This is a genomic window from Streptomyces sp. NPDC051555, assembly GCF_044454405.1.
Taxonomy (GTDB): Bacteria; Actinomycetota; Actinomycetes; order Streptomycetales; family Streptomycetaceae; genus Streptomyces.
On the sequence record NZ_JBITDP010000001.1, the window covers coordinates 985,657 to 1,010,328 of the forward strand.

Here is a 24,672-nt window from a genome sequence, read left to right on the forward strand (position 1 = left end):
TCCTAGGGGGTTTGTTCGGGGCCCGCCAGCAGCCGGGTCCGGTCGTCGGTGGCGTCCGCGGTGTGGGGGATCGGGTCGCCGGGCTCCTGGAAGTGCACGGCGCCGGGCAGGCCCGCGCGGTAGGCGTCCAGGGCGGCCCGGCAGTAGGCGACCATCGGCTCCGGCAGGGCGTCCAGCGGGTACCAGCCCATGGCGTCGCAGACGTCGGGCTCCCGCACCCGCGGACTTCCCCGCCAGGCGCGGACCTGGAAGAACAGGCCGATCCGGGCCCGGCCCTGGGGCCCGCGGTGGTGGACGGTCACCGCCAGTCCCACCGCGCCCGGTTCGATCCGCACACCGGTCTCCTCGGCCGCCTCCCGGATCACCGCGGTGACGACGTCCTCGTGCGGCCCGTCGACGTGCCCGGACGGGAGGTGCCACATGCCCGCCGCGTACACCTGCCCGGCCCGCCGCGACAACAGCACCTCCCGTTCCCGCCCCCGCTCCCCGGCCCGGACCAGCAGCAGGTGCACGTCCAGCGGCAGCCGGTAGCGCTCCACCCCGCTCACCGTGCCGACCAGCCCATCTCGGAGTACGCCCGACCGCGGCCGATCGACTCGATCGCCTGCCGGGTGTAGGGGACGAGCGGCTCGGGCAGCCGGTCCGGTGCGAACCAGCCCCACTCCAGGCACTTGTCCGGCTCCCGGACCTCCGGGGTGCCGGACCAGGCGCGCGCCCGGAAGACCAGTTGCAGGCGGGGGCGGGCGTCGCCGTCGGGGTCGAGGACGTGCACGGTGTGCACCAGCTCGGCCCCCGCGGGATCGATGACCAGCCCGGCCTCCTCCGACGCCTCCCGGACCAGGGCGGCCAGCGCCCCTTCCGTTTCGCAGTGGCCCGCCAGGAAGTGCCAGGTGCGGCCGGCGAAGGCGACGTCCGGATGGCGCAGCCCGAGCAGGATCCGGCCGTCGTCGCGCTGGAGGTACAGGTGGACGCCGACCACGTTCGGTCGCGGCCCGGTGGGTGCGGTGCTCATGCTCGGCTCCTCAGGGTCGGGGACGGGCGGCGCCGGACGGCGCGACCGGGTCCGCGCCGTCGCGCGGGGCGGGCAGGTCGTCGGCGAAGGCCGCGGCCTGGACGAGATAGGCGCCGCGGAACTCCCCGGTCCCGGTGCCCTCGTCCATCAGCTCGGCGAAGGTCCCGGACTCGGCGACCCGTCCCTCCTTCAGGACGTGGATGACGTCCGCGCGGCGGACCGAGTGCAGCCGGTGAGTGATCAGCACGATCGTCTGACCGGTCTGGGCGAGGGACCGGATCTGGTCGAAGACCCGCTGCTCCGCGACCGCGTCCAGGGCGCTCGTCGGCTCGTCCACGACCAGGATCTGCGCGTCCGCGTACTTCGCGCGGCTGATGCCGATCTTCTGCCACTGCCCGCCGGAGATCTGGTGGCCGCCCCGGTACCCGCGGGCGAGGAGGGTACCCAGACCCCGGGGCAGCTCCGCGAGGACGCTGTCGGCGCCCGAGTACGCCGCTGCCGCCTCGACCGCACGGTCGTCGATCGGACGTGCCGGGCGGCCGATGCCGACGTTGACGCGGAAGGTGAAGGGCCAGTGGTAGAACGACTGGCTCATCAGGGCGACGCGGGAGAAGATCTCGCCGCGGTCGGCCCGCGCGGCGTCGACGTCGTCCCACCGGATCGTGCCGCCGTCCCGGTCCGGGAGGTAGAGGCCCGCGAGGAGTTTGATCAGGGTGGACTTGCCCGATCCGTTCTCCCCGACCAGGGCGATGACCTTGCCCATGGGGAAGGACAGGGACACCTCGTGCAGGGTGGGCGGCGGTGTCTCTCCGCTGCTGCCCGGATAGGTGAAGGTGACCTTCTCGAACCGGATCTCGCGCAGGTCCTCCGGCGGCGGCAGCGCCTCGCCGGTGGTGGGAATGGCCCGGGCCTCGGCCTCGGTGCACAGCCGCTCGTAGTCGGCGACGAACAGGGACTCCTGGTGGAGTTCGGTGATCTGCGAGACGAGCCCGTCGAGGCTGGCGGCGCCCGTGCGGATCGCGAGGACGGCCGTGCCCGCGACGGCGAGGTCCATGGCCCCGTTCCACAGCAGGAGTCCGAGGGCGCCGTAGGTGAGGAGCGTCGCCACCCCTCCCGCGCCGTCGGCGACCAGCCCGACCCGGGCGGCGCCCCGGGCCAGGCGCGTCTGTTCGCGTTCGCTGGTCTCGGCCATGTTCCGGAAGTGCCCCAGGAGGAACGGGCCGACCCCGTGCACGCGGACCTCCGCGGCGGCTTCCTGCAACGTCAGCAACTGCCCCAGCAGGTGTCCGGCGCGCGCGTGTTGGACGAAGGTGTGGAAGGAGACGTACCGCTGCTTGGAGATCGTCAGCGAACTCCACGCGCTCGGCAGGGTCATCAGCACCAGCAGCGGCAACAGGGCGGGGTGCAGCACGGTGAGCACGCCCGCCGCCGCGATCAGGGAGATGGCGGAGTTGAGCGTGTTGGTGCAGTAACGGATCATCCGACGTGCCGAGTCGGCGCCGTAGCGGGCGGCGTCCAGCAGCCGGTGGAACTCGTCGTCCTCGATCGCCGCCAGTTCCACCCGGTGCACGAGCCCCAAGTACCGCTCCGTGGCCACGCGCTGGACCTTCGGTTCCAGCGCGCCGGTCGCGGCCGTCGAGGCGGAGCGCAACAGCGAGCCGAGCAGGGCCGTGACGGCGACCACCACGAGGGCCGGGACCGCCCGGGCGAGGCGCTCGTTCGTCGACCCGCCCGCCAGGACGTGGCCGAGCACGGAGTTGACCGCGACCAGCCCGATCGCCTGGGTGACGCCGCGCCCGAACTCGGCGCCGAGGACCACCCGTAGCGCCCGGGCATCGGCGAGGTGCGCGAGCCGCACGCCCATGCCGACCATCCGCGGGAGCCCCTTGGCCATGGTCCACAGGCCCAACTCCAGCCAGGCGCCCTCGTGGCGCTCCCAGCCGATGTCGTAGGCCAGTTCGCCACCGAACAACAACCGCTCCGAGTCGGAGACGGACGGCGCGCCGTCGGGCGGCTCAGCGGTCGTGTCCTGCGGGTCCTGCGCGCCCGCCCCCTCCTCCCGGGTCCCGTCCTGCTGTCGGTCATTCGACGCGGCCGGGTCGTGGCCGCGGGGGTGCAGCGGATTCACGGGTCCTCCAGACGAGTGCACTGCGGGTACCGGTGCTCTCCTAACGTCCGCGGGTCGGGCCCGTCACGGGACGCCCCGTCGCACTCAGCAGCCGCCCGGCGTGGACGGGGGGACGAAGGTCGCCGCGAGCACGCGGGGGGCCTTGACCGTCACGTCCAGGGCGCCGCGGCCCGCCTCGGTGTAGGAGGTCGCGATCTGGAGGTCGTTCGGCAGGTCGGACTCGGTGATGTCGGGGCCCGTGTGGACGACCGACAGCGAGCCCCGGCACGCCGAGGACTGCGGTGGCACGCTGCCGCCGACGATGCCGTCCGCGGGGCCGACGGTGAGGACGGGGCGGTCCATGAAGACGTACACGAACTCCTTGCCCGGGGAGGGCGAGGGCCGCCCCGGCATCGTCCTCCCGTGGGACACGTCCACCCAGAACCGGCTGAGCGTCACCTCGACCGCGGCGCAGGGGCGCTCCGTCGTCTCGGGGGCGAAGCTCAGCCCCGACCCGTCGATCTTGAGGGCCTTGCTGCCGTAGGAGCCGCTGGTGCTCTTGAGCCGCGAGAGGTAGGACGTCAGCTTCCCCGTGTCCATGGCCGCGGTGTCCGTGCACGCGGCACTCGGGGCCGCCGGTGCGGGCGGGGTGGCCGTGGTGGGCGCGGAGGGCGCTACGGACGGGGTGGACGGCGCGGACGACGAGGCCTTCGGCGAGGTCGAGGACGACGCGGCCGCGCTCGGTGTCCCCGAGCCGGAACAGCCGGTGACCGGGAGGAGGAGCGCCGAGGCGAATGCGGCGACGGCGGCCCCGCGTGATCCGTGACGCATGCGTGCTCCACCCCGGTCGGTCGCGTTGCATCAACAACTGTGTTGCGCAGCTTAGTTGATGTGCCGGTCGCGGCGGGGGGCGTCGGCCGGACGAAACCGCCGGCGGTGGACGTGCCGCGCGAGGGGCGGTGGAACGGCCTGTCGCCACGTGCGGTGGTGGCCACCGACGAAGCCGGTGAGTGGCAGGCCCGAGGGAACACCCGTCGAGGGCAAAGGATTGCTATCGGTCCGGTGATCTCCGGGTATAGCGTGTCGTGCCATGGAGTCGTCGGACGACGGTGCGGTCAACGACCTCGTGGCGCTGGGCCTTTCGCGCTACGAGGCCCGGGTCTACCTCGCGCTGGTCACGCGTGAGTCGTACACCGCCGCGGAGGCGGCGCGCGCGGCGCACGTCCCGCGTCAGCGCGTCTACGACGTGCTCGACGCGCTCGTGCGCAGGCGACTGGCCATCCCGCGCCCCGGCCGCGTGGCGGCCTTCTCGGCCGTCGCGCCCGAACTGGCCCTCACCCGGCTGATGGCCCTCCAGCGGGAGTCCCTGGAGCGGCTGGACCAGGCCTCGTCCGCCCTGACCGCGGCGCTGACCCCGCTCTGGACCGCGGGGCAGACCCACACCGACCCGCTCGACTACATCGAGGTGCTGCGCGACCCGAAGGCGATCGCCGAGCGCTTCGCACGCATCCAGGAGCAGGCGGCGCACGAGGTGCTCAGCTTCTGCAAACCACCCTTCGTCGCCCCCGCGGCGAACACGGAGGGGATCAGGACCGTGCGCAGGTTGCGCCGCGCCGGGGGCACGGCCCGCGCGGTGTACACGCACGACGCGCTCGGCGACGCCGACGTACTGGAGAACGTGCGCCGCTTCGGCGAGGCGGGCGAGGAGGCCCGCTTCGCCCCGCGGCTCCCGCTCAAGCTGATCATCGCCGACGCCTCGCTGGTCCTGTGCGACATGCCCGACCCCATGGCCGGTACGAGCGCCACCACGGCCCTGTTCATCGAACACCCGGCGCTCGCGAGCTGCTTGAGGCTGACCTTCCTGACCGTCTGGGACCAGGCCGAGACGGTGGCCGACCTCGGGTCCGGCGCCCCCGGCTGAGCGGAGTCCCGTTCTCCGCCGTCACCGGGGACCGGCGGGGGAGCCGAGGCCGCGCACGGGCCGGACGTCGAGGCGATCGGGGGCCGTTCCCAGCGGCGCCGGCAGTCGCAGGCCGCGCCCGCCGGGCGTGATCGAGCCGAGGACGCTCGGGTGCCGGGCGCCGGTGCAGGAGGCGAGGGTGCCCGGGAGTCCGTGCGCGGTGAGCCAGCCCAACACGGCGAAGGCGTACGCCTCCTTCGCCTCCGACGGCAGCCCCAGTCCGTCGGAGGTCCGCAGCAGGACGCCCCCGGCCGCCGCACCCGCGCCCAGCTCCTCCTCCAGCCACCGCATCAGCACCGGATTGCGCGTACCGCCGCCGGAGGCGATCACCTCCGTCGCGCCGAACGGCCGCACGGCCTCGGCAACGGTCCGCGCCGTGAGCCGGGTCAGCGTGGCGACGACGTCCTCGGCGGGCAGCCGCCCGAACGGCGCCAACGCCGCCCGCAGGTAGGCCAGGTGGAACAGCTCCTTGCCGGTCGTCTTCGGCGCGGGCAGCGCGTAGTACGGCTCCTCCGACAACCGCCGCAGCAGCGGAGGATGTACGCGGCCCCGCGCGGCGAGCACGCCGTCCACATCCATGGAGCGGGCCCGGCCCGCGCGATCGCGCCCCGCCCACTCCCGCACCGCCGCGTCGATCAGCGCGTTCGCCGGCCCGGTGTCGAAGGCCAGCGGCCCACCGCCGGCCGCGCTCCCCACGACCGCCGAACTCCCCGGCACAGCGGCCCGGCCCGCGCCGGACCCGCCGTCCGACAGCACCGTGACGTTGGCGATCCCACCCAGGTTGAGCGCCACGGAGACCCCCGGCCGCCCGCGCAGCCACATCGCGTCGACGATGCTCACCAGGGGCGCGCCCTGCCCGCCGGCCGCCACGTCCCGGGTGCGGAAGCCCGAGACGACGGGGAGCCCGGTCGCCTCGGCGATCCAGGCGGGTTCGCCGATCTGGAGGGTGCCGAGCACCCGCCCGGCCTCGCTCCAGTGGTAGACGGTCTGGCCGTGCGAGGCGATCAGGTCGGCCCGCCCGCCGCACAACTCGGCGTCGGCCCGCAGCGCCGCCGAGGCGAAGGCCTGCCCGATGCGGGTGTCGAGCCGGCACACCGTGGCCAGATCCGTCCCGGCCGGTGGCAGCGCCCCGGCCAGCGCCTCCCGGAGCGCGTCGTCGTAGGTCGTGCCGATCGTGCCCAGCGGCGTGAGGACGAGCGCGTCCCCGTCCACGGTGAAGTCGGCGGCGGCCGCGTCGATGGCGTCGTACGAGGTGCCGGACATCAACCCGATCACCCGCAGGCCGCTCACCGCAGCTCGCGCTCGTGGTCGTCGCCGCGCAGCGTGAGCAGGGCGACGGCGCTGACCGCGCAGGCCGCCGCCGCGTAGTACCCGGGGACGTCGACGTCCCCGGTCCGCGCGACGACCTCGGTGATCACCAGCCCCGCGCAGCCCGAGAACACGGCGTTGGACAGGGCGTACGCCAGCCCGAGGCCCGTGTAGCGCACCGTCGTCGGAAACATCTCGGCCAGCATCGCCGGCCCCGGCCCCGCCATCAGCCCGACGGCCGCCCCGGCCCCGACCAGCGCCGCGCCCTTCGCGTACGTCGCCGCGCCCGGATCCTGCACCAGGTGCAGCAGTGGCAGCGCCGGCACGGCGACCAGGAGCGCCCCGGCCAGCATGACCGGACGCCGCCCGACCCGGTCGCTCACCGCGCCCGCCGGCAGGATCGAGCAGGCGAACCCGAGGTTGGCCAGGGCGGTGGCGACCAGGGCCTGCTGGAAGGTCGCGTGCAGGGTGTTCTGGAGGTACGAGGGCAGCACCACCAGGAACGTGTAGCCGGCCGCGGACCAGCCCATCACCCGTCCGGCGCCCAGGACCACGGCCCGCACGGTGTCCGGGACGGGCGGCCGCCGCGGCGGCCCGCCCTCCAGGACACCTTCCCGGGCGCCCGGTGGGGCGGTGCCCGCGGACGCGACGGCCGAGGCGAAGGCGGGCGTCTCGTCCAGCCGCAACCGCAGCCACAGGGCGACGAGCCCGAGGGGCAGCGTCAGCAGGAACGGCACCCGCCATCCCCACGCGTGCAGTTGGGAGGCGCTCAGTACGGTGGCCAGGAGCGCCGCCACGGCGGCGCCCCCGAGCAGGCCGAGCGCCACCGTGAAGGACTGCCACGCCCCGTACCGGCCCCGGCGACCCGGTGGCGCGCACTCCGTCATCACCGCCACCGCGCCACCGAATTCGCCGCCCGCGGAGAGCCCCTGCACGACGCGCAGGACCGTCAGCAGCCATGGCGCGACCGCGCCGACGGACGCGTAGGTCGGCAGCGCGCCGATCAGCGCCGTGGCCCCCGTCATCAGGCAGATGACGAGGACGAGCACCGGGCGGCGGCCGATCCGGTCGCCGAGCCGGCCGAACACCGCCGCCCCGACGGGCCGGAAGAAGAACGCGAGGGCGAAGGACGCGTAGGTCTTGACCAGGCCCTCCACGGGGCTGCCGCCCTCGGGGGTGAAGAAGTGCGCCGCGATCACGGTGGCGAAGTAGCCGTAGACGCCGAACTCGTACCACTCGACCAGATTGCCGACGGACCCCGCCACCAGCGCCCGGCGCGCACCGGTCGGCCGGGCGGCCGTGGGAGCCCGTACCGGGGCGGGGGCGGGTGTGGTCATGGGGCAAGCGTGCTGAGCGACGGGGCCGCTCCACAAGCCCCGTCCCCCATCTGCCGTACGCCCCCGTCCGCCGTACGCCCCCGTCCCCGTCGCGGGCCCCGGTCAGGAGCCGAGCGCCTCGGCCGCGCTCTGCTGCCAGTAGGTAACGACCAACGAGCTGTCGTAGTAGATCCCCTGGGGCGGCAGGGCGGGCGTGGCGGAGGCGCCGCCGCTGCTGTTGGGCGTCCGGCCCTGGAAGCCGATCGTGAGCCGGCGGGCCGTCGTCCCGCCTTCGCCGCTGCCGTCGGCCGCCGACAGCATGGCCGCGGCGTAGCCCGACCCGCCGGGTGCGAGCGTCACCACGGCCTGCGGCTGGGTCTCCTTCCGCGCGGCCGGTGCCCACTGCATCTCGTCGAAGCGGAGCACCGGGTAGTACGTCAGATCGCAGGGCTTGGAGCCGGTGTTCCTGACCGTGATCAGCATGTGGTTGAGCGGTCGGGTGACCGGCTGGACGGTGACGGCCGTGTTGGACCCGGCGCACTGGACGCGGCCGCCCGCGCCGGAGGCGTCCGCGGATCCCTTCGCCTCGCCCGAGCCCGATCCGGCGGCGGCCCCGGTCCCGGCGGACGTCTTCGCGGCTCCCGTCGACGAGGCGGCGACCGCGCCCGGGGCGCCCTGCTGGCCGGGGGTCGGGGTGCCCTGGGCGCCGTTCGTGCCACCTGCTGTCGAAGGAGCGACCGTGGCGGATCCCGGGGCTGCCGCCTCCTTGCCGCCCGCGCCGTTCTGACAGGCGGTGAGGGCGAAGGCCGTGAGGGCGACGGCGGCGGCGCCGGCGAGGCGGCGGGTGCTGCGGGGACGCGGGGAGTGGCGGCGGAACGCGGTCATCGGTGATCGCCCTTCATGTGCCGAGCATGCGGCGCCGGATCAGTCGGAACCGGCGCCGGTGGCCCTGTGTTTGGATGGCCCCAGCCTGTGAGGCGATCCGTCCCGGCCGCCACGGCTGTCGGTCGGTCAGGGATACTGGAACGGCGAAACAGCCTCTGAGCTGCTGGAACAAACCATCGCTGGGACGCGGAACGGGACACGGGGTGCAACGCGGGTGGGAGGAACGGTGTCGCAGGACACTGCCGGGGCCGGGTTCGCCCGGCTGTTGCGGGAGTTGAAGGAGCGGTCCGGGCACAGCTACGGAACGCTCGGCAAACGGCTCCACATGAGTACGTCGACGCTGCACCGGTACTGCAACGGCGACGTCGTCCCCACGGACTACGCCCCCGTCGAACGGCTCGCCCGACTCTGCAAGGCATCGCCCGACGAACTCGTCGAGCTGCACCGGCACTGGGTACTGGCGGACGCGAACCGACCGCGCAAGGGGGGCGAGCCCGCGGCCGCCCCGTCGCCCGCGCCGGACCCCGTCTCCACCCCCGAGGCGTCCGTCGTCCGCCTCTCCGGCGCGCCCGCCCCGAAGGAGCGGCGCCGCCACCGCGGGGCGGCCTACGCCGGGCTCGCCGTGGCCGTGGTCGCCGGGGCGATCGCGCTCACCGCGAACCTGTCGGCACGCGACACCGACGGCCCGGACGGGCCCGTCGGCGCCGCGGCCGCCCCGCCCGGCGCGGGGCAGCGGACGGGCGACCGGACGGCCTCGGCGGCCCCTTCCGGCGCCTCGGACCCGGCTTCCGCACCCGCCTCCCCGGGCCCGGCGGGCGCCGCCGGGGCCACCGGGACCGGCAGCGCCCCCGTGTCAGCGCCCCCGCCCGGCCGGGGCGACGCCCCCGCGGCCGGTGCGCCGGTCAAGGTGACGACCCAGCCGTACTCCTGGGAGAGCCCCTGCGACCAGCACTACCTGATCGACAAGCCGCCGGCCGAAGTGGCCCCGCCACCCCTGGAGCGGGACGCCCCGGCCTGGGCCGCCGCGGCCGGAGCCGTGTCGGCGGGCGGGCAGTACCTCACGCTGACCCTCCAGGGGGCCGGCAAGGAGACCGTGGTCCTCGACGGCCTGACCGTCCGTACCGCCGGCAAGCGCGCGCCCCTCGCCTGGAACGACTACGCCATGGGGTACCCGGGCGTCGGCTGCGGCTCCGGCGTGCCCACCCGCACCTTCAACGTGTCCCTGGACGCCACGCGCCCGGCCGCCGTGCCCGAGGAGGGCCAGCCGAACTTCCCGTTCAAGGTGAGCGAGTCCGAGCCGGAGGTGTTCTACATCAGGGCCGGTGTCGCGGCGAACGACGTGAGCTGGTACCTGGAGCTGTCCTGGTCCAGCGGTCCGCGCCACGGCACCCTCACGATCGACAACAACGGGAAGCCGTTCCGCACCAGCGGGCACACCGGCCGCCCCGGATACGAGTTCCCCCTCGGCGGCAACGGATGGGCCGCCGCGGGCACCGCCTCCTGAGGCCGCCCCTCCCGCGCGGGCCGGGTCCTCGGCCGTCCCCGGTCGTTCCCGGCCGTCCCCGCCCCGGAGCGGACCGGGGCGATCGCACCTACGATGGTCGGGAACCGGCGCGCGGCTGGCCGTGCCGGTGGGGTCCGCCCGGGCAGGAGGCACATGGTCGAGGTCGCCGACACCGCGCGGACCGTCATCCTGACCGTGGACGACGACCCGGGGGTCTCCCGCGCCGTCGCCCGTGACCTGCGAAGACGCTACGGTGCCGGGTACCGGATCGTGCGCGCCGAGTCCGGCGAGTCGGCGCTGGAGGCCCTGCGCGAGCTGAAGCTGCGGGGCGATCTGGTGGCCGTGATCCTGGCCGACTACCGGATGCCCCAGATGAACGGCATCGAGTTCCTCGAACAGGCCCTGAACGTGTACCCGGGCGCCCGGCGGGTGCTGCTGACGGCCTACGCCGACACCAACGCGGCGATCGACGCGATCAACGTCGTGGACCTCGACCACTACCTGCTCAAGCCCTGGGACCCGCCGGAGGAGAAGCTCTACCCGGTCGTGGACGACCTGCTCGCGGCCTGGCGCGCCAGTGACTACCGACCGGTGCCCGCCACCAAGGTGGTCGGCCACCGCTGGTCGGCGCGCTCCTCGGACGTGCGGGAGTTCCTGGCCCGCAACCAGGTGCCGTACCGCTGGTACTCCTCCGACGAGCCCGAAGGCCGGCGGCTGCTGGAGGCCGCCGGCGCCGACGGGGAGCGGCTGCCGTTGGTGGTCACCCCGCAGGGCGCCGTACTGATCGAGCCGGAGACGGCCGACCTGGCCGCCCACGTCGGACTCGCGACGACGCCCGCCGCGGACTTCTACGACCTCGTCGTGATCGGCGGCGGCCCGGCCGGCCTCGGCGCGGCCGTGTACGGGGCCTCCGAGGGGCTGCGCACGGTACTGATCGAACGGTCGGCGACCGGGGGACAGGCCGGACAGAGCTCCCGCATCGAGAACTACCTCGGCTTCCCGGACGGGGTCTCGGGCGCACAGCTGACCGACCGGGCGCGCCGCCAGGCCGGCCGGTTCGGCGCCGAGATCCTCACCGCCCGCGAGGTCACCGGACTGGAGGTCAACGGCGCCGCGCGCGTGGTGCGCTTCTCCGACGGTTCGCAGATCGCCGCGCACAGCGTGATCCTGGCGACCGGGGTGTCGTACCGCCAGCTCCGGGCACCCGGCTGCGAGGAACTGACCGGTTGCGGCGTGTTCTACGGGTCCTCGCTCACCGAGGCGGCCTCGTGCCAGGAGCAGGACGTGTACATCGTGGGCGGCGCCAACTCGGCCGGGCAGGCGGCGATGTACCTCGCCCGGGGCGCGAAGTCGGTGACGCTGCTGGTGCGCGGTGAGTCGCTGCGGGCCTCGATGAGCCACTACCTCGTCCAACAGATCGAGGAGGCGCCGAACATCGCGGTGCGCTCCCGGACCGTCGTCGAGTCGGCGCACGGCGAGGGACACCTGCAACAGCTGACGGTGCGGGACGTGGACAGCGGCGCCACCGAACTCCTCGACACCCAGTGGATGTTCGTCTTCATCGGCGCGGCCCCGCTGACAGACTGGCTGGACGGCACCGTGCTGCGCGACGAGCACGGCTTCATCCTGGCGGGCCCGGACCTCACGGCGGACGGGAGGCCGCCCGCGGAGTGGGAGCTCGACCGGCCGCCCTACCACCTGGAGACCAACATCCCCGGCGTCTTCGTGGCGGGCGACGCGCGCGCCCAGTCCGCCAAGCGCGTCGCGTCCGCCGTAGGAGAGGGAGCCATGGCCGTGATGCTCGTCCACCGCTACCTGGAGCAGTCATGAGCGGGCAGGTCATGCCGTGCGCCCCGGACGAGATCTCCTCGCTGTTCCTGTTCGAGAAGCTCACCCCGGAGCAGCTCGGGCGGCTGTGCGCCGAAGGACGGGTCGAACGCTTCGAAGCCGGTCCCGTGTACACCGAGGGCGCTCCGGCGACCTGCTTCTACGTGATGATCGAGGGCACCGTGGTGCTGTCCCGCCGGGTCGGCGCGGACGACGTGGAGGTGGGCCGCACCTCGCAGCGCGGGGTGTACTCCGGGGCCATGCAGGCCTACCTGGGCGACCGGGTGCCGCAGACCTACAACAACTCGATGCGGGTGACCGAGCGGACGCGGTTCTTCGTGCTGCCCGCGCAGTCGTTCGCGGACGTCATGCGGGAGTGGTTCCCGATGGCCGCGCACCTGCTGGAGGGCCTCTTCTTCGGTTCGAGGAGCACCCAACAGGCCATCGGGCAACGCGAACGGCTGCTGGCGCTGGGCTCGTTGTCCGCCGGGCTCACCCATGAGCTCAACAATCCGGCCGCGGCGGCGGTCCGGGCCACCGAGAGCCTGCGCGAGCGGGTGGGCAAGATGCGGCACAAACTGGCCGTGATCGCCAAGGGCCCCTACTCCCGCGAGGCGCTCGCCGAACTGATCGAGATCCAGGAGCGCACGGCCGAACGCGTCGCCAAGGCGCCGGTGTTGAGTCCGCTGGAGGCCTCCGACCAGGAGGACCGGCTCACCGATTGGCTCGACGACCACGGCATCCAGGAGGGCTGGCGGGTCGCACCGACCTTCGTGCAGGCCGGGCTGGACACGGACTGGCTGGACCACGTCGCGGCGACCGTCGCCGAGGACATCCTGCCGGGGGCGATCGGCTGGCTCAACTACACGGTCGAGACCGAGTTGTTGATGGACGAGATCAACGACTCCACGACCCGCATCTCCCACCTCGTGGACGCCGCCAAGCAGTACTCGCAGCTCGACCGTGCCCCGTACCGGGTCGTCGACGTCCACGAACTCCTCGACAGCACCCTGGTGATGCTCTCCGGGAAATTCGGACCCCGGGTCCGGGTGGTCAAGGAGTACGACCGCTCCGTGCCGGACGTGCCCGCCTACCCGGCGGAACTCAACCAGGTGTGGACCAACCTCATCGACAACGCCGTCTTCGCCATCGGGAGCACCGGCCGCGACGGCACGCTGACGGTCCGCACGGCGCGGGAGGGGGACCGGCTGCTGGTGGAGTTCCGTGACACCGGGCCCGGCATCCCGGCGGACATCCGCAGCCGCATCTTCGACCCCTTCTTCACCACCAAGCCCGTGGGCGAGGGCACCGGCCTCGGCCTGGACATCTCCTGGCGGATCGTGGTGAGCAAGCACCACGGCAGCCTCCAGGTCGAGTCCGTACCGGGCGACACCCGCTTCCAGGTGCTGCTGCCACTGACCGCAGCCCCGGAATCCGACGAGGACGACGAGGAGCCCGCATGACCGACACCAAGGCCGTCGAAGGAATCGACCCGAGCGCCCCGCCCAGCGGCACCGGCTGCGTCGACTGCGACGCGGTGGGCGGGTGGTGGTTCCACCTGCGGCGCTGCGCCCAATGCGGGCACGTCGGCTGCTGCGACTCCTCGCCGGCCCAACACGCCACCGCCCACTGGAAGTCCAGCGGTCATCCCCTCGTGCAGAGCTTCGAACCGGACGAGGAGTGGTACTGGGACTACGCCGGCGACGAGCTGTACGAGTCCGGGCCCGCGCTCGCGCCGCCCGTCGGCCACCCCGCGGACCAGCCCGCGCCGGGCCCGGCCGACCGGGTCCCGCAGGACTGGGCGCGGAAACTGCACCGCTGACCGACTGCACCGCCGAGCAGCTGCACGGCCGAGCGGCCTACAGCGGGTCGGCGGGAGGGTCGGCCGGCATCAGATTCCCGTCGGGGGTGCGCCGGGCGCGCTCGCCGGTGCGCAGGAACCCGTCGACGGTGAAGGCGCGCGCGTTGTGGTCGGGTGCGCGGTAGTGCCCCCGCGGGGCGTACGGACCGCGGACGAGGAGTTCGCCGGGCTCCCCGTCGGGCACGTCCGCGCCTTCGGCGTCGACGATGCGGATCTCGTCGTCCGGCGAGAGCGCGCGGCCCCGCGTGGTGAGCACGGTCTCCTGCGGGTCGGCGGGCCGGGTGAGGGTGACCAGTCCCTCGGGCAGGTCGAAGACCCGCTGGAGGCGGCAGCCCAGTTCGGCGGCGATCCGTTCGGCTGTGGCGCGGGGCAGCGGCCCGCCGCCGCACTGCACCAGCCGCAGCGTGCTCAGGTCCGCGCCGACGTCGGGGAGCGCGTCGAGCCAGAGCCGGGCCCCGGCCGGCGTCACCGAGGTGACGGTGACCCCCTCCCGCTCGACCGCCGCGAGGCACGCGGCGGGATCGGGGTCGTCGAGCAGGACGACGCTGCCGCCGACGGTCAGGGTGCCGATGATGCCGGGGCAGCCGAAGGTGAGGTTGTGCTCGGCGGGCAGGGCGGCGAGGTAGACGTCGTCCTCGGTGAGCGACACCAGTTCCGCGGCGGCCCGCGCCTGGTAGGCGTAGTCGTCGTGGGTGCGGGGCACGAGCAGGGGCGCGTCGCGGGCGCCGTCGGCGCGGGCGGCGCGCAGGAGGAGCGCCACCTGGTCGGCGCCCCGCACGAGCGGCTGGTCCGGCGGGGAGTCCAGGGAGGCCAGCGGGAAGTAGTGGCAGCCCGAGGTGTCGGTGGTGAATCCGCCGTACGGGGACGCGGTGCCCGGTTCCTCGAAGGGGAACACCCTTCGCAGGAAGGGCCCTTCGGCCGCGATGGCCGAGGCCATCGCGATGTGGTCGAAGCCCCGGTACGTCGACGGGCCGACGTACCCCACGGCCTGGGTGAGCCGCACGATGCGGGACACCTCGGGCGCGCGGAGCGGGAGCGGGCAGAACACGGGGACGGCGCCGGCGCGCATCAGCGCGAAGACGGTGATCACGAACTCGGGCACATTGGGCATCTGGACGACGACCCGCTGCCCCGGCCGCAGGCCGCGCAGCCGGAATCCGGCCGCCGTGCGGCCCACGCGCCGGTTCAGGGCCGCGTAGGTGATGCGGGTGTCGCCGTGCACGAGCGCGGTCCGGGGGCCGTACTGGAGGGCCCAGCCGCGCAGCAGGTTGTCCAGCGAAGCGCCCCGCCAGTGCCCGGCCGCCCAGTAGTGGTCGACGTACTCCTCGGGCCAGGGCGCACAGCCGTCGAGCGTGGGTGACATCCGCTTCCCTCCCTCGGGGCGAGGGCTCCGCACGGGATCGGGGAGCGGCCCCGCCGCCTGGTCCGATCAATCCAAGTCGCCGACACACCGGTGCGCAATGCGCTTTCCCCACCAGGGAGACCGGCTCCCGTCGGCGGAAGGACCAAGGCGCGGCCCTTGACCCCGCCCGCCGACCCTCTTAAATTTAGAGAGGTCTCTAAGTTTGATGGGGCGTGATCGCATGGGGACGGACGGCGGCGGCGGGCTGCGCGAGCAGCACAAGGCGCAGCGGCGGGAGCGGATCCTCGACGCGACGCGCGACCTCCTGAGGGACGGTACGGAGGCCACGATCAGCACCGAGCGGATCGCCGAGCGGGCGGGCGTCTCCCCGGCCACCGTGTACAACCTGATCGGACCGCGCGAGAAGGTCTGGGAGGCGCTCGCCGGCGGCTTCGTGGACCGACTGGAGGCGGAGCTGGCGGTGTTGGACGCCGACGACCCGCGGGAGGTCGTCAGGGCGACGGTGCGGCTCTTCACCGGCGACCCGGTCGTGTCGCGCCGCATGGTGCGGGGCTGGGAGGAGAGCGGCCTCGTCTTCGACCGCAGCCCGCTCGGTCAGCTCCGCCGGGCGATGGCGGACGTCCGGGCGCGGGGCGTGCTGCGCGCCGACGTCGACGCGGACGCCCTGGCCTTCGCCGTGGGCACCTCCTGCGTCGGCGCCCTGCACCAGTGGGTCGCCGGCCTGATCGACGACGGGCGGTTCCTGGAGCGGGCCCTCTTCGGGCTGGACGTCGTACTCGCCGCGGCGGCCGCGGACGCGCACCGGGAGCGACTGCTGGAGCCGCTGCGCACCCGGGGCACGGCATGAAGGCCGGCGCGCAGCCCCGCACCTCGACCTTCGTGGGCGGCGACGGCATCCGGCTCGTGGCCGACGTCTGGGGCGGGCCGTCCGCACCGCCCCTCCTCCTGCTGCACGGCGGCGGCCAGACCCGCCGCGCCTGGAGCCGGGCCGGGCCCCGCCTGGCCGCGCTGGGCTGGCGGGTCGTCGCCCCGGACCTGCGGGGGCACGGCGCCAGCGACTGGTCGACGGACGGCGCGTACGGCCTCGACCTCTTCGCCGGGGACGTCCGGGAGCTCGTCGCCGCGCTCGACGACCGGCCGGTGCTCGTCGGCGCCTCGCTCGGCGGGCTGGCCTCGCTGCTCGCCGCCGGCGAGGCCCCGCGAGCGGCGGTGCGCGCCCTGGTGCTCGTCGACGTGGCCCACCGCCCGGATCCCCGCGGGGCGCGCCGGATCGTGGAGTTCATGCGCCGCCAACCGGACGGCTTCGGGAGCGTCGAGGAGGCGGCCGCGGTGGTCACCGCCCACCTGGCGCACCGCCCGCGCCCGTACGCAACGGGCGGGCTCCGCGACAACCTGCGTCGTCGGGGCGAGCGGTGGGTCTGGCACTGGGACCCCCGGATGGTGGACCACTTCGCGGGCAGGATGGACCCGCCCGGCATGGCGGAGCGCCTCCTGGGCGCCGCCCGCGGCGCCGACGTACCGGTCCTGCTCGTCCGGGGCGGGGAGAGCGACGTGGTGCGCGAGGAGACCGCCGCGCAGTTCTGCGCCCGGGTGCCCCGCGCGCGGTACGTCGACGTGGCCGGTGCGGGACACATGGTGGCCGGGGACCGGGGCGAACACTTCGTCGACGCGGTCGTCCCCTTCCTGGCGGAGATCGGCGGCTGAGCCGCGGCCGGAACGTCGGCGGGTTCGACGATCATGGAGGACGTGACGCGGCGCCGGGGATCCTGGAGCGGCTCTTCGGACGTGTCCTGCCACGCGAGGGGATCCTGCGGGGGACCCTTCCCGCGGTCACCCCGACGATCTGATCTGATGGGACGGAACGCACCGCGCACCACCCGAGCGATCAGGAGGACCCGATGAGCACGGCCGACGAGGGACGGCAGTGGCCGGACGAGGTCAGTGTCGACAATGCCAGGGCGACGCTGCTCCAGCTCCTCGCCCGCGCGGGCGTCCCCTCCGATGACGCGCGGACGCTCATGGGTCTCCTGGAGGCGGGGGCGCTGGCACTCGCCCACGAGGAGCTGAGCGGCGGCGCCCGGACCGCCCCCGGTGACAAGGGCGAGGCGTACGAGTCGGGTTGGCTCGACGGCGCCGGAGACCTGCTGGAGGAGCTCGGCGCCGTCACCGAACGGACCCTGCTGCAGGTCGTGGGAGCGGAGGGCGAGCCCGATCCGGCCGCGGCGCGCCAACGGGTGCGGCGCATGGAGGTGGAGCGGGCGCGGGTGGCCCTCACCCCCCTGTACCTGTCCTTCACCGAGGTCTCGGAGCTGGACCCGGAAGTGACGGAGGAGGTGCTCGCCGCCGTCCTCACCACGATGACCCCGCGCCAGCGGGCCGGGTACGCCGGACGGCTCACGGAGTTCACCACCGCCCACCGGGCCCGACTGGACAGGCTGTTCGCGCAGTACGGACCGGGCGGCAGCATCGCGGTGCACGGCCGGTACTCGCTCGTCCACTCGGTCACCGGCATCGCCGTGCTGGAGCGACTGGTCGTGGCGCCCGGACCGTTGCGCGAGGAGTGGGACGCCGGGGAGCTGCCGCCCGCCTGGCTGGACGGCCTGACGACCGCCTGGAACGCACCCGCCTGATCCCGGGCCGACCCCGCCTGCGGCCGGCCCGTCGGCGCCCCCGCGCGCCGGGCGGGTCAGTGCGCCGCGGGCAGGAGGCGGAAACCGTCGCCGTCGCGCCGGACCACTCCGGCGGTCGGCGGCGGGAAGTGGCTGCCGAGCAACAGGGTGTCGGTGTCGACGAGTTCGTCCAGCAACCGGGTCCTGGTGCGTACGGCCGCCGCCGGATCGATGTCGACGCAGCTGCAGAGGGTGGGCTCGGCCAGCTGCACCGGGTGGTGGATGCAGTCGCCGGTGATGACGGCGCGGTGCCCGCCGCTGCTGAGTGCGACCGCGATCTGCCCCGGCGTGTGACCGGGCGTGGGCACGAGCGTGAGGCCGGGCAGGAACTCCGTACCGCCCTCCGCGACATCGACGAGGTCCAACCGGCCGTGCGCGCGCACCGGCTCGACGGAGTCGTCCAGCATCTGCCGGCGGCTCTCCTCCACCTCCACCGCGGACCAGTACGCGTCCTCGGCCGCCGCGACGACGTACCGGGCGCCGGGGAAGGTGGGCTGCCAGGAACCGTCGGGAGCCCGACGGGTGTTCCACCCCACGTGGTCCGCGTGCAGGTGGGTGAGGATCACGTAGTCGACGCTGTCCGGCGCGAAACCCGCGTCGGTCAGCCGCTCCAGGTAGGCCGTGTCGAGGTCGTTCCACGCCGGGTTGGCGCGGGTCTTGCCGTTGCCTATGCCCGTGTCGACGAGGACGCGCAGGCCGTCGATCTCCAGCGCGAAGGTGTGGACGGCCAGCTTGATGTGGTCGTCGGGGCCGGCGAAGGACGGCTTCAGCCAGTCGACTCCCGCCACCACGGCGGGAGTCGCGCCGGGCAGCAGCCAGGGTCCGGTGGCCGCGGGAAGGGACATCTCATCGATGCGGTGGACGGCGATGTCGCCGATCTGCCAGTGGGACACGGGAGTTCTCCTGGGAAGGGGCTTTGGTGAGCTACGCGGGTCGGTGGGCTCAGCGGGCCAGCAGCGCGTCCACCAGGCCGCGGGCGTAGTCCGCCGTCAGGGCGCCGGGCCGGAACAGGATGCGGTACATCATCGGGGCGACCAGCGCGTCCATCGTGTCCTCCAGGCCGGGCGCCTCCTCGCCGCGCCCCACGGCCCGTTCCAGGATGACGGTGAGCTGTTCGGCCGCGTACGCCGAACACTGGCCGGCGTTGCGTCCGTCGGGGTCGCCGCTCAGCGCGTCCCGGACGTAGGCGCGTCCCGGGGGCGACGCCATCTCGTCGAGGAACAGCTCGGCCCAGGCGTCGAGATCGTCCCTGAGGGAGCCCAGGTCGTCGGGCGGACCGTCGGGGCGCAGGTGCGCGATCGCGACGTCCGCCAGCAGTTCCTGGAGGTCGCCCCACCTGCGGTACACGGTGGACGGCGTCACGCCGGCGCGCGCGGCGATCATGGGCACCGTCAGCCCCTCGCGGCCGCGCTCCGCCACGAGGTCGCGCGCGGCGTCGTGCACGGACTGCTGTACACGGGCGCTGCGGCCCCCGGGGCGTGTGGTCGGTCGCGTACTCATGCCGTCACCCTAGCGTCCCGAACCCCTTAACGCTAAGGATGAGCGTCAAGGGGCTCGGGAGTGTCCGATCGCGGTACGGTCAGCGCTCGGATCCGGCCGGGGCGGCGTCGGGGACCCAGGAGCCGTGCAGCCCGGCACTCACGCGGTGGGGCAGGTGGACCGTGGCGATCCGGTCGAGGCCCGACGCGTCGAGGACGAGCAGTTGCGAGGCGTCCTGCTTGAGGTCGCTGACGACCGTCAGCAGGTAGCCGTCGTCCTCGCGGGTGGCGCCGGCGGCGGGGACGAAGAGGGCCTCGCCGGGCATCCGGGCGTCACCGACCTGGTGGATGCGGCGGGCGCCGGTGGTGCGGTCGTACTTCACCACGCCGTAGCCGCCGAAGCCCTTCTCGTCGGGGAAGGAGACGGCGTAGTGGTAGCGGTTCTCGGCGCCCAGGTACTCCTCGTTGAGGGTCGGGAACTCCACCGGCAGGTCGTCGACGATCTGCTCGTCGACGGAGCCGGCCGCCATGTCGATCACCCAACGGCGGGTGTAGGAGCGGGAGACGGGCTCGGTGCCGCGACCGGGGTTGCCCGCCCACCAGTTCCAGGAGAGGTCGAAGCCCTCGTGGTCCACGGTGGGGCCCTCCAGGACGACGCGGCCCCGGCCGTCCTCGAAGGCGTTCGCGACGTGCAGCATGTTGCCCGGCTCGATGGAGAACCAGCGGATGTCGCGGGGGCCGTCGGCGCCGCGCGGCATGACGCCGATGCGGGCGGGGTGCTGGTCGCTCCAGCCGTAGGGGATGCCGGAGTGCTCGGTGGGGTCGAAGGTGACGTTGCCCTCGATGAAGACCACGTGGTGACGGGTGATGGCGAAGTCGTGCTTGAGCGAGGCGGTCGCCCCCGGCACCTCGGCGGTGTGGACGATCTCGCCCTTGGCGTCGGCGACGTAGTGGACGAGGAACGGCGGGAACGGCGAGGACCCGAAGAAGTGGAGTTCGCCCGTGACGGGGTCCTCCTTGGGGTGCGCGGTCATCGCCGTGCGCAGCTTGCCGTCGAAGTCGTACGCGCCGACCGTGTCCAACTCCCGGGTGAGCTCGAAGGGGAGGTTCGCCTCGCACAGGGCGAGCAGCCGTCCGCCGTGCTCGATGATGTGCGTCCCGGCGGCGCTGGCCGTGAGGTCCGGGCCCCGCTCCGTCATGTACGGGGCGCCGTCCAGTGCGGGGGTGCGCACCCAACGGTTGCGGTACCACTCGGCGCGGCCGTCGCGCAGCCGGAGGCCGTGGACCATGCCGCTGCCCTTGAACCAGTGGGTGGGGGTGACGCCGGGCTTGGGGTTGTGGCCGTTGCGCAGCAGCCGGCCGGTCAGCTCGGGGGGCAGGGTGCCCTCGACGGTGAGGTCGGTGGCGGTGACCTCGGTGACGACGGGCGTGAAGTGGCCGGTCAGGTAGGGCTTGTCGGCGGTCATGGTGGATTTCCCTTCGATGGACACGGTGGAACGGCAGGTGCGGGACGTCAGGTGACGTACGGGCAGGGGAGCGGGGGTGGAGGGGTGCCGCGGGGGTGGCGGAGCCGGCCGGGTCAGCCGACGCGCGGGGTCGTGGGGGCCTCGGGGGCCCGCGGGCGTCCCACGAGGTGCGGGCGACGCGGGCCCGTGGACCCGTACGTCGGCGTACCGGTGCTCCGCGGGCCCGTGCGGCGCGTGAGGAGCACGGCGAGGACGCCCGTCGCGGCCAGGACGGCGGCCGAGACCGTGAAGGCGGCCCGGTACCCGGCGGTCAGGGCCTCCAGGGCCGGTTCGTGGGGGGACGCCTGGGCGGTGACGGAGCCCGCGAAGGTGGCGAGCGCGGCCAGGCCGATCGCACCGCCGACCTGACGCGTGGTGTTCACCAGGCCGCCCGCCAGGCCCGCGTCCTGCGGCGGGAGGCCCTCCACGGCGAAGGCGGTGAGCTGGACGAAGGCGATGCTCAGGCCGAGGCCGATGAGGACGCTCGGGCCCAGCACGTCGACGAGGTAGCTGCCGTCGGCGCTCATCCGTGACAGCCACAGCATCCCCGCGGCCTCGGTGAACAGGGCCGCGGTCACGGTCGCGGTGGCGCCGAAGCGGCGCGAGACGCGCGGCGCGAGGGCCGACCCGATCATGTGGGTGATCGCGAGCGGTAGTTGCCCGACCCCGGTCACCAACGGGCTGTATCCCAGGACCTGCTGCTGGTAGAGCGGCAGGAAGAAGAAGAGCGCGATCCACACCGACCCGAGCAGGGCCATCAGCAGGTTGCCCGCGGCCACCCGCCCGGTGGCGAGCAACCGCGGCGGCAGCAGCGCGTCCGGCCGGCGCGACTGGATCACGGCGAAGACGGCGAGCAGCACACCGGCGGCGAGGAAGGCGCCCAGCACCCGGGCGTCCGTCCAGCCGGCGCCGCGCGCCGTGGTCAGGCCCCAGACCAGGCTGGTCAGGGCGAGGGTGACGGTGACGGTGCCCACCAGGTCGAACCGGCCGTGCTCGCTGCCGGCCCCGCGCGGTACGAGCGCCACCACCGCGGCCAGCACCAGGGCAGCCCCGAGCGCGACGCAGTGGAAGAGCCACGGCCAGCCCCACGCCTGGGTGAGCCCACCTCCCAGCAGGACGCCGCCCGCCGCCCCCGCACCGGAGACCGCGCCCCACACCCCGAGCACCTTGCCCCGCCCGGGCCCGGTCGGGAAGAGGCCCATGGCCAGCGCCAGGGAGGCCGGTGCGATGGCGGCGGCGCCGATGCCCTGGACGGCGCGCGCCGCGATCAACAGGCCGGGCGAGGTGGCCAGCCCCGCCACCGGCGAGGCGACCGCGAACAGCGCGAGGCCGGTGATCAGCACCCGGCGGTGGCCGAGCAGGTCGGCCGCGCGCCCGCCGGCCAGGAGCAGGGCCCCGAAGGCCAGGCCGTAGGCGTTGACCACCCAGGTCGTGCCTCCGTCCGACAGGCCGACCCCGGCGCGGATCTGCGGCAGCGCGACGTTCACGATCGAGGTGGCGAGCATGATGGTGAACTGGGCCGCGGCGAGCACCGTGAGCGCGGCCGTCGCCCGGACGGCGGGTGGTGTCCGACGGGGTGGTGTCCGACCGGGTGGTGTCCGCCCGGTCGGTGTGCGGTGGGGGAGGTTCATGTCGCACAGCTTCGTGCGGAGCGCTGTCCACTCTCCAGGCCCGACGGCGCCGGTGACTGTCCACTCCTGTCCGCGGCTGTCCACCCACCGCTGCGGGCTTCCGTGCCACCGCCGCGCTAGCTAGCGCCCCCGCGAGCCGTGCAACTCCTGCTCCCACAGGGCCTCGCAGAGCAGGTCCAGGCCCTGGCGCAGGTGGCGCCGGTAGGTGCCGTAGGGGAGGCCGAGGCGCCGGGCGGCGGCTTCCTGGGTGGGAGCGCCGGAGAAGTACCCCGCCGTCAGGGCCTCCCGGGCGCGCACGGCGCGCGGGTCGTCGGCGAGCCCGTCGACCGCCCCGCGCAGCAGGGCGCGCAACTCCCCGACGGCGTCGGTGAGATCGGCGGCCAGCCGGGTGCGCAGCAGGGCGCACGCCGCGAAGGTGCCCGGGTCCCGCCAGTGCGCCAACGCCTCGCGCACGGCCTGGTCGAAGGCGATGCGCGAGATGGGCGAGGGCCCGGGCGGCACGGGGGAGGCGTCGGTGTCCGATATGAAGCTCTGGATCCACGCCTCCACGGGTATGCCGCGCCAATCGACCCCGAACACCCCGTAGGTGTAGGAGCCCACCCGCGGGCGCGCCCCGGTGTCCTCCAGGGTGCCCTTGACGCGGGCGGCCCAGGTCTCGGCGTCCCGGAAGACGGCGAAGCCGTAGGCGCGGCCCCGGGCGCGGGCCGCCTCCGCCTGGGCGCGCGAACTGCTCAAGTCGATGACGCGCGAGGGGACCTGGTAGCGCTCGGGGTAGACGGTGAAGCGGCTGACGCCGATGTGTTCGCCGGGGCTGACGGGCGCGGTGTCCTCGGTGTACCGCCACGCGGCGGCGACGACGGGATCGGCGGCCAGGTCCTGCGGGTCGGGCGGGGCCGCCAGCGCGAGCCGGGCGGTGAAGGCCACGATCCGACCCGTGTCGACGAGGCGGTAGACGCTGAAGGCCTGCGGCTGGCGCCGGGCCCAGTAGCGGACGATCTCCGCGGAGGCGGCGCCCTCGGTCTCCTCGGCCATGCGCAGTACGGTGTCGAGGTCGTCCGGGTGCAGGGGGCGGTCGTGCACCTCGTCCTCGCGGGACCAGGTGCGCAGCCGGGCCAGGGTCTTCCCCTCGCGGAAGAGGAAGAAGAGCTCGTCGGTGACGGTCCACACCCGCTCCTCGGGTGCTTCCCGCAGGATCCGCAGGTACTCGTCCGCCAGGCGGCGGCGCATCGTCTCGAAGGCGTTGGGCGCCCGCCAGCGCAGGTCGGCGGCCAGGGTCTCGCGCGCCGCGTCGTGCGGGTGGAGACCGCGCCGCGTGGATTCCATGAAGGGCAGTTCCCGCAGCCAGGAGAAGAGCAGGTGGGCGTCCTCCTCCGGCAGCACCGAGGCGAGCAGCTCCTCGGAGGTCGAGTGGGTCTGCGCCGCCACCTCCAGGGCCCGGCGGTGGGCCGCCGTGGGCACCTCACCGATCAAGCCCGCCAGCAGGGTGCGCAGTACGTCCGCCGAGGGGGCCCAGATGTCCTCCCGGCCGCAGCCCGTCGACCCCGCGGCGGCGGCGAGGGACAGGGCCAGCGGGTTGCCTCCGGCGAAGCGCAGCAACGGGTCGCGCAGTTCGGGCCGGATCCGGGCGGCCGCCAGCAGCCCGCGGGCCTGGTCCTCGGAGAACGGCCCCAGTTCGCTCACGTGCAGGAGCCCGGACCACGCCGGGTCGGCCGCCCACTGCGGCTGCGGCGCGCGCCGGCCGGCCAGGACGACCAGGGTGCCGTCAGCGGCCCGCGGCAGGAAGTGGTGCCACAGCCAACTCTCCATCCACTGGCAGTGCTCGAAGGAGTCCACGAACAGGACGGTCCCCGGCACGTCCAGGAAAGCCGCGGCGGCACGCTCGAAATGGGCCGGGTCCCGCTCGACGAAGCGGCCGTCGAGCTCGACGAGCGGCCGGCCCGCCGCGCGGGCGCGGTCCGTCAGACAGCGCAGCAGCGTCGACTTGCCGATGCCGCCCGGACCGTACACGTAGAAGGCGAACGGCGCGTGCGGGTCGCCGCCCAACGCGTCCTCGAAGCGGCCGAGTTCCTCGTCCCGGCCGATGAAGGCCCGTACGCGCGCCCGGCTCAGCCTCTCTCCCACGGACACCATGGTGGCTCTCCTCCCCCTCGTTCCCTTACGGAGCGGCCGCGTCCGGGACAGCTCCGCCCGCCGGGCCGTGCCGCGCGCGGGAGGGGAGGTGTCGGATCCGGTGCCCGAGAGATGGT

General features: G+C 74.2%; 22 protein-coding genes. 9 read left to right on the top strand and 13 right to left on the bottom strand.

All coding sequences use genetic code 11. The features are described from left to right. Positions 1 to 2: 2 nt before the first annotated feature. The 4 genes from ACIBEA_RS04145 to ACIBEA_RS04160 form a co-directional block, all read right to left on the bottom strand. The gene (locus ACIBEA_RS04145) at positions 3 to 548 is read right to left on the bottom strand and encodes an NUDIX domain-containing protein (RefSeq protein ID WP_399257686.1); all 546 of its coding nucleotides are present in this window, start codon (positions 546 to 548) and stop codon (positions 3 to 5) included. Next, positions 545 to 1,012, bottom strand: coding sequence for an NUDIX domain-containing protein (locus ACIBEA_RS04150; protein WP_399257688.1), 468 nt, complete (start codon positions 1,010 to 1,012; stop codon positions 545 to 547). Before ACIBEA_RS04150 ends, ACIBEA_RS04145 begins: the two co-directional genes overlap by 4 nt. A 10-nt stretch (positions 1,013 to 1,022) precedes the next feature. Next, positions 1,023 to 2,906, bottom strand: a complete 1,884-nt coding sequence (locus ACIBEA_RS04155; RefSeq protein ID WP_399257933.1) for an ATP-binding cassette domain-containing protein — start codon at positions 2,904 to 2,906, stop codon at positions 1,023 to 1,025. Positions 2,907 to 3,224: 318 nt separating this feature from the next. Beyond that, complete coding sequence (locus tag ACIBEA_RS04160; RefSeq protein ID WP_399257689.1) at positions 3,225 to 3,719, bottom strand: hypothetical protein; 495 nt, start codon at positions 3,717 to 3,719, stop codon at positions 3,225 to 3,227. On the opposite strand from ACIBEA_RS04160, the gene ACIBEA_RS04165 reads away from it, so the two are divergent. Continuing rightward, complete coding sequence (locus ACIBEA_RS04165) at positions 3,718 to 3,945, top strand: hypothetical protein (RefSeq protein WP_399257691.1); 228 nt, start codon at positions 3,718 to 3,720, stop codon at positions 3,943 to 3,945. The genes ACIBEA_RS04160 and ACIBEA_RS04165 overlap by 2 nt on opposite strands. A 264-nt stretch (positions 3,946 to 4,209) precedes the next feature. Next, on the top strand, positions 4,210 to 5,040 hold the full coding sequence (locus tag ACIBEA_RS04170) for a TrmB family transcriptional regulator (protein ID WP_399257692.1): 831 nt from the start codon (positions 4,210 to 4,212) through the stop codon (positions 5,038 to 5,040). A 21-nt stretch (positions 5,041 to 5,061) separates the two neighbouring features. Here ACIBEA_RS04170 and ACIBEA_RS04175 read toward each other — a convergent pair whose 3' ends face one another. From ACIBEA_RS04175 to ACIBEA_RS04185, 3 genes are all read right to left on the bottom strand, one after another. Continuing rightward, positions 5,062 to 6,360, bottom strand: a complete 1,299-nt coding sequence (locus ACIBEA_RS04175; RefSeq protein WP_399257935.1) for an anhydro-N-acetylmuramic acid kinase — start codon at positions 6,358 to 6,360, stop codon at positions 5,062 to 5,064. Positions 6,361 to 6,365: 5 nt separating this feature from the next. Continuing rightward, positions 6,366 to 7,724, bottom strand: a complete 1,359-nt coding sequence (locus ACIBEA_RS04180) for an MFS transporter (RefSeq protein ID WP_399257694.1) — start codon at positions 7,722 to 7,724, stop codon at positions 6,366 to 6,368. A 102-nt stretch (positions 7,725 to 7,826) separates the two neighbouring features. Next, positions 7,827 to 8,588 (bottom strand): DUF4232 domain-containing protein, encoded by a 762-nt coding sequence (locus ACIBEA_RS04185; protein ID WP_399257696.1) that lies wholly within the window; start codon positions 8,586 to 8,588, stop codon positions 7,827 to 7,829. Between the two features lie 226 nt (positions 8,589 to 8,814). Here ACIBEA_RS04185 and ACIBEA_RS04190 point away from each other — a divergent pair, with 226 nt between their 5' ends. The 4 genes from ACIBEA_RS04190 (at position 8,815) to ACIBEA_RS04205 (ending at position 13,741) form a co-directional block, all read left to right on the top strand. Continuing rightward, on the top strand, positions 8,815 to 10,092 hold the full coding sequence (locus ACIBEA_RS04190; RefSeq protein ID WP_399257698.1) for a helix-turn-helix domain-containing protein: 1,278 nt from the start codon (positions 8,815 to 8,817) through the stop codon (positions 10,090 to 10,092). 153 nt (positions 10,093 to 10,245) lie between these two features. Then, positions 10,246 to 11,922, top strand: coding sequence for an FAD-dependent oxidoreductase (locus tag ACIBEA_RS04195; RefSeq protein ID WP_399257700.1), 1,677 nt, complete (start codon positions 10,246 to 10,248; stop codon positions 11,920 to 11,922). Beyond that, positions 11,919 to 13,382, top strand: coding sequence for an ATP-binding protein (locus ACIBEA_RS04200; RefSeq protein WP_399257702.1), 1,464 nt, complete (start codon positions 11,919 to 11,921; stop codon positions 13,380 to 13,382). The genes ACIBEA_RS04195 and ACIBEA_RS04200 overlap by 4 nt, the downstream gene beginning before the upstream one ends. Then, positions 13,379 to 13,741 (top strand): UBP-type zinc finger domain-containing protein, encoded by a 363-nt coding sequence (locus ACIBEA_RS04205; protein ID WP_399257704.1) that lies wholly within the window; start codon positions 13,379 to 13,381, stop codon positions 13,739 to 13,741. The genes ACIBEA_RS04200 and ACIBEA_RS04205 overlap by 4 nt, the downstream gene beginning before the upstream one ends. A gap of 37 nt (positions 13,742 to 13,778) precedes the next feature. Here the strand turns inward: ACIBEA_RS04205 and ACIBEA_RS04210 are convergent, their stop codons facing one another. Then, positions 13,779 to 15,143, bottom strand: a complete 1,365-nt coding sequence (locus ACIBEA_RS04210) for an AMP-binding protein (protein ID WP_399257706.1) — start codon at positions 15,141 to 15,143, stop codon at positions 13,779 to 13,781. A gap of 220 nt (positions 15,144 to 15,363) precedes the next feature. On the opposite strand from ACIBEA_RS04210, the gene ACIBEA_RS04215 reads away from it, so the two are divergent. From ACIBEA_RS04215 to ACIBEA_RS04225, 3 genes are all read left to right on the top strand, one after another. After that, on the top strand, positions 15,364 to 15,990 hold the full coding sequence (locus tag ACIBEA_RS04215; RefSeq protein ID WP_399257708.1) for a TetR/AcrR family transcriptional regulator: 627 nt from the start codon (positions 15,364 to 15,366) through the stop codon (positions 15,988 to 15,990). Continuing rightward, complete coding sequence (locus ACIBEA_RS04220) at positions 15,987 to 16,847, top strand: alpha/beta fold hydrolase (protein WP_399257710.1); 861 nt, start codon at positions 15,987 to 15,989, stop codon at positions 16,845 to 16,847. The genes ACIBEA_RS04215 and ACIBEA_RS04220 overlap by 4 nt, the downstream gene beginning before the upstream one ends. A 194-nt stretch (positions 16,848 to 17,041) precedes the next feature. Then, the gene (locus ACIBEA_RS04225; RefSeq protein ID WP_399257712.1) at positions 17,042 to 17,773 is read left to right on the top strand and encodes a hypothetical protein; all 732 of its coding nucleotides are present in this window, start codon (positions 17,042 to 17,044) and stop codon (positions 17,771 to 17,773) included. Between the two features lie 56 nt (positions 17,774 to 17,829). Here the strand turns inward: ACIBEA_RS04225 and ACIBEA_RS04230 are convergent, their stop codons facing one another. The 5 genes from ACIBEA_RS04230 to ACIBEA_RS04250 all read right to left on the bottom strand — a co-directional run bounded on the left by ACIBEA_RS04230 (position 17,830) and on the right by ACIBEA_RS04250 (position 24,547). After that, complete coding sequence (locus ACIBEA_RS04230) at positions 17,830 to 18,657, bottom strand: MBL fold metallo-hydrolase (protein ID WP_399257937.1); 828 nt, start codon at positions 18,655 to 18,657, stop codon at positions 17,830 to 17,832. A gap of 97 nt (positions 18,658 to 18,754) precedes the next feature. Then, positions 18,755 to 19,312, bottom strand: a complete 558-nt coding sequence (locus ACIBEA_RS04235) for a TetR/AcrR family transcriptional regulator (protein ID WP_399257714.1) — start codon at positions 19,310 to 19,312, stop codon at positions 18,755 to 18,757. Positions 19,313 to 19,391: 79 nt separating this feature from the next. Then, the gene (locus ACIBEA_RS04240; protein ID WP_399257716.1) at positions 19,392 to 20,756 is read right to left on the bottom strand and encodes a carotenoid oxygenase family protein; all 1,365 of its coding nucleotides are present in this window, start codon (positions 20,754 to 20,756) and stop codon (positions 19,392 to 19,394) included. A gap of 113 nt (positions 20,757 to 20,869) precedes the next feature. Further along, positions 20,870 to 22,426, bottom strand: coding sequence for an MFS transporter (locus tag ACIBEA_RS04245; RefSeq protein WP_399257718.1), 1,557 nt, complete (start codon positions 22,424 to 22,426; stop codon positions 20,870 to 20,872). Between the two features lie 120 nt (positions 22,427 to 22,546). After that, positions 22,547 to 24,547, bottom strand: a complete 2,001-nt coding sequence (locus ACIBEA_RS04250; RefSeq protein WP_399257720.1) for an AAA family ATPase — start codon at positions 24,545 to 24,547, stop codon at positions 22,547 to 22,549. Positions 24,548 to 24,672 lie beyond the last annotated feature (125 nt).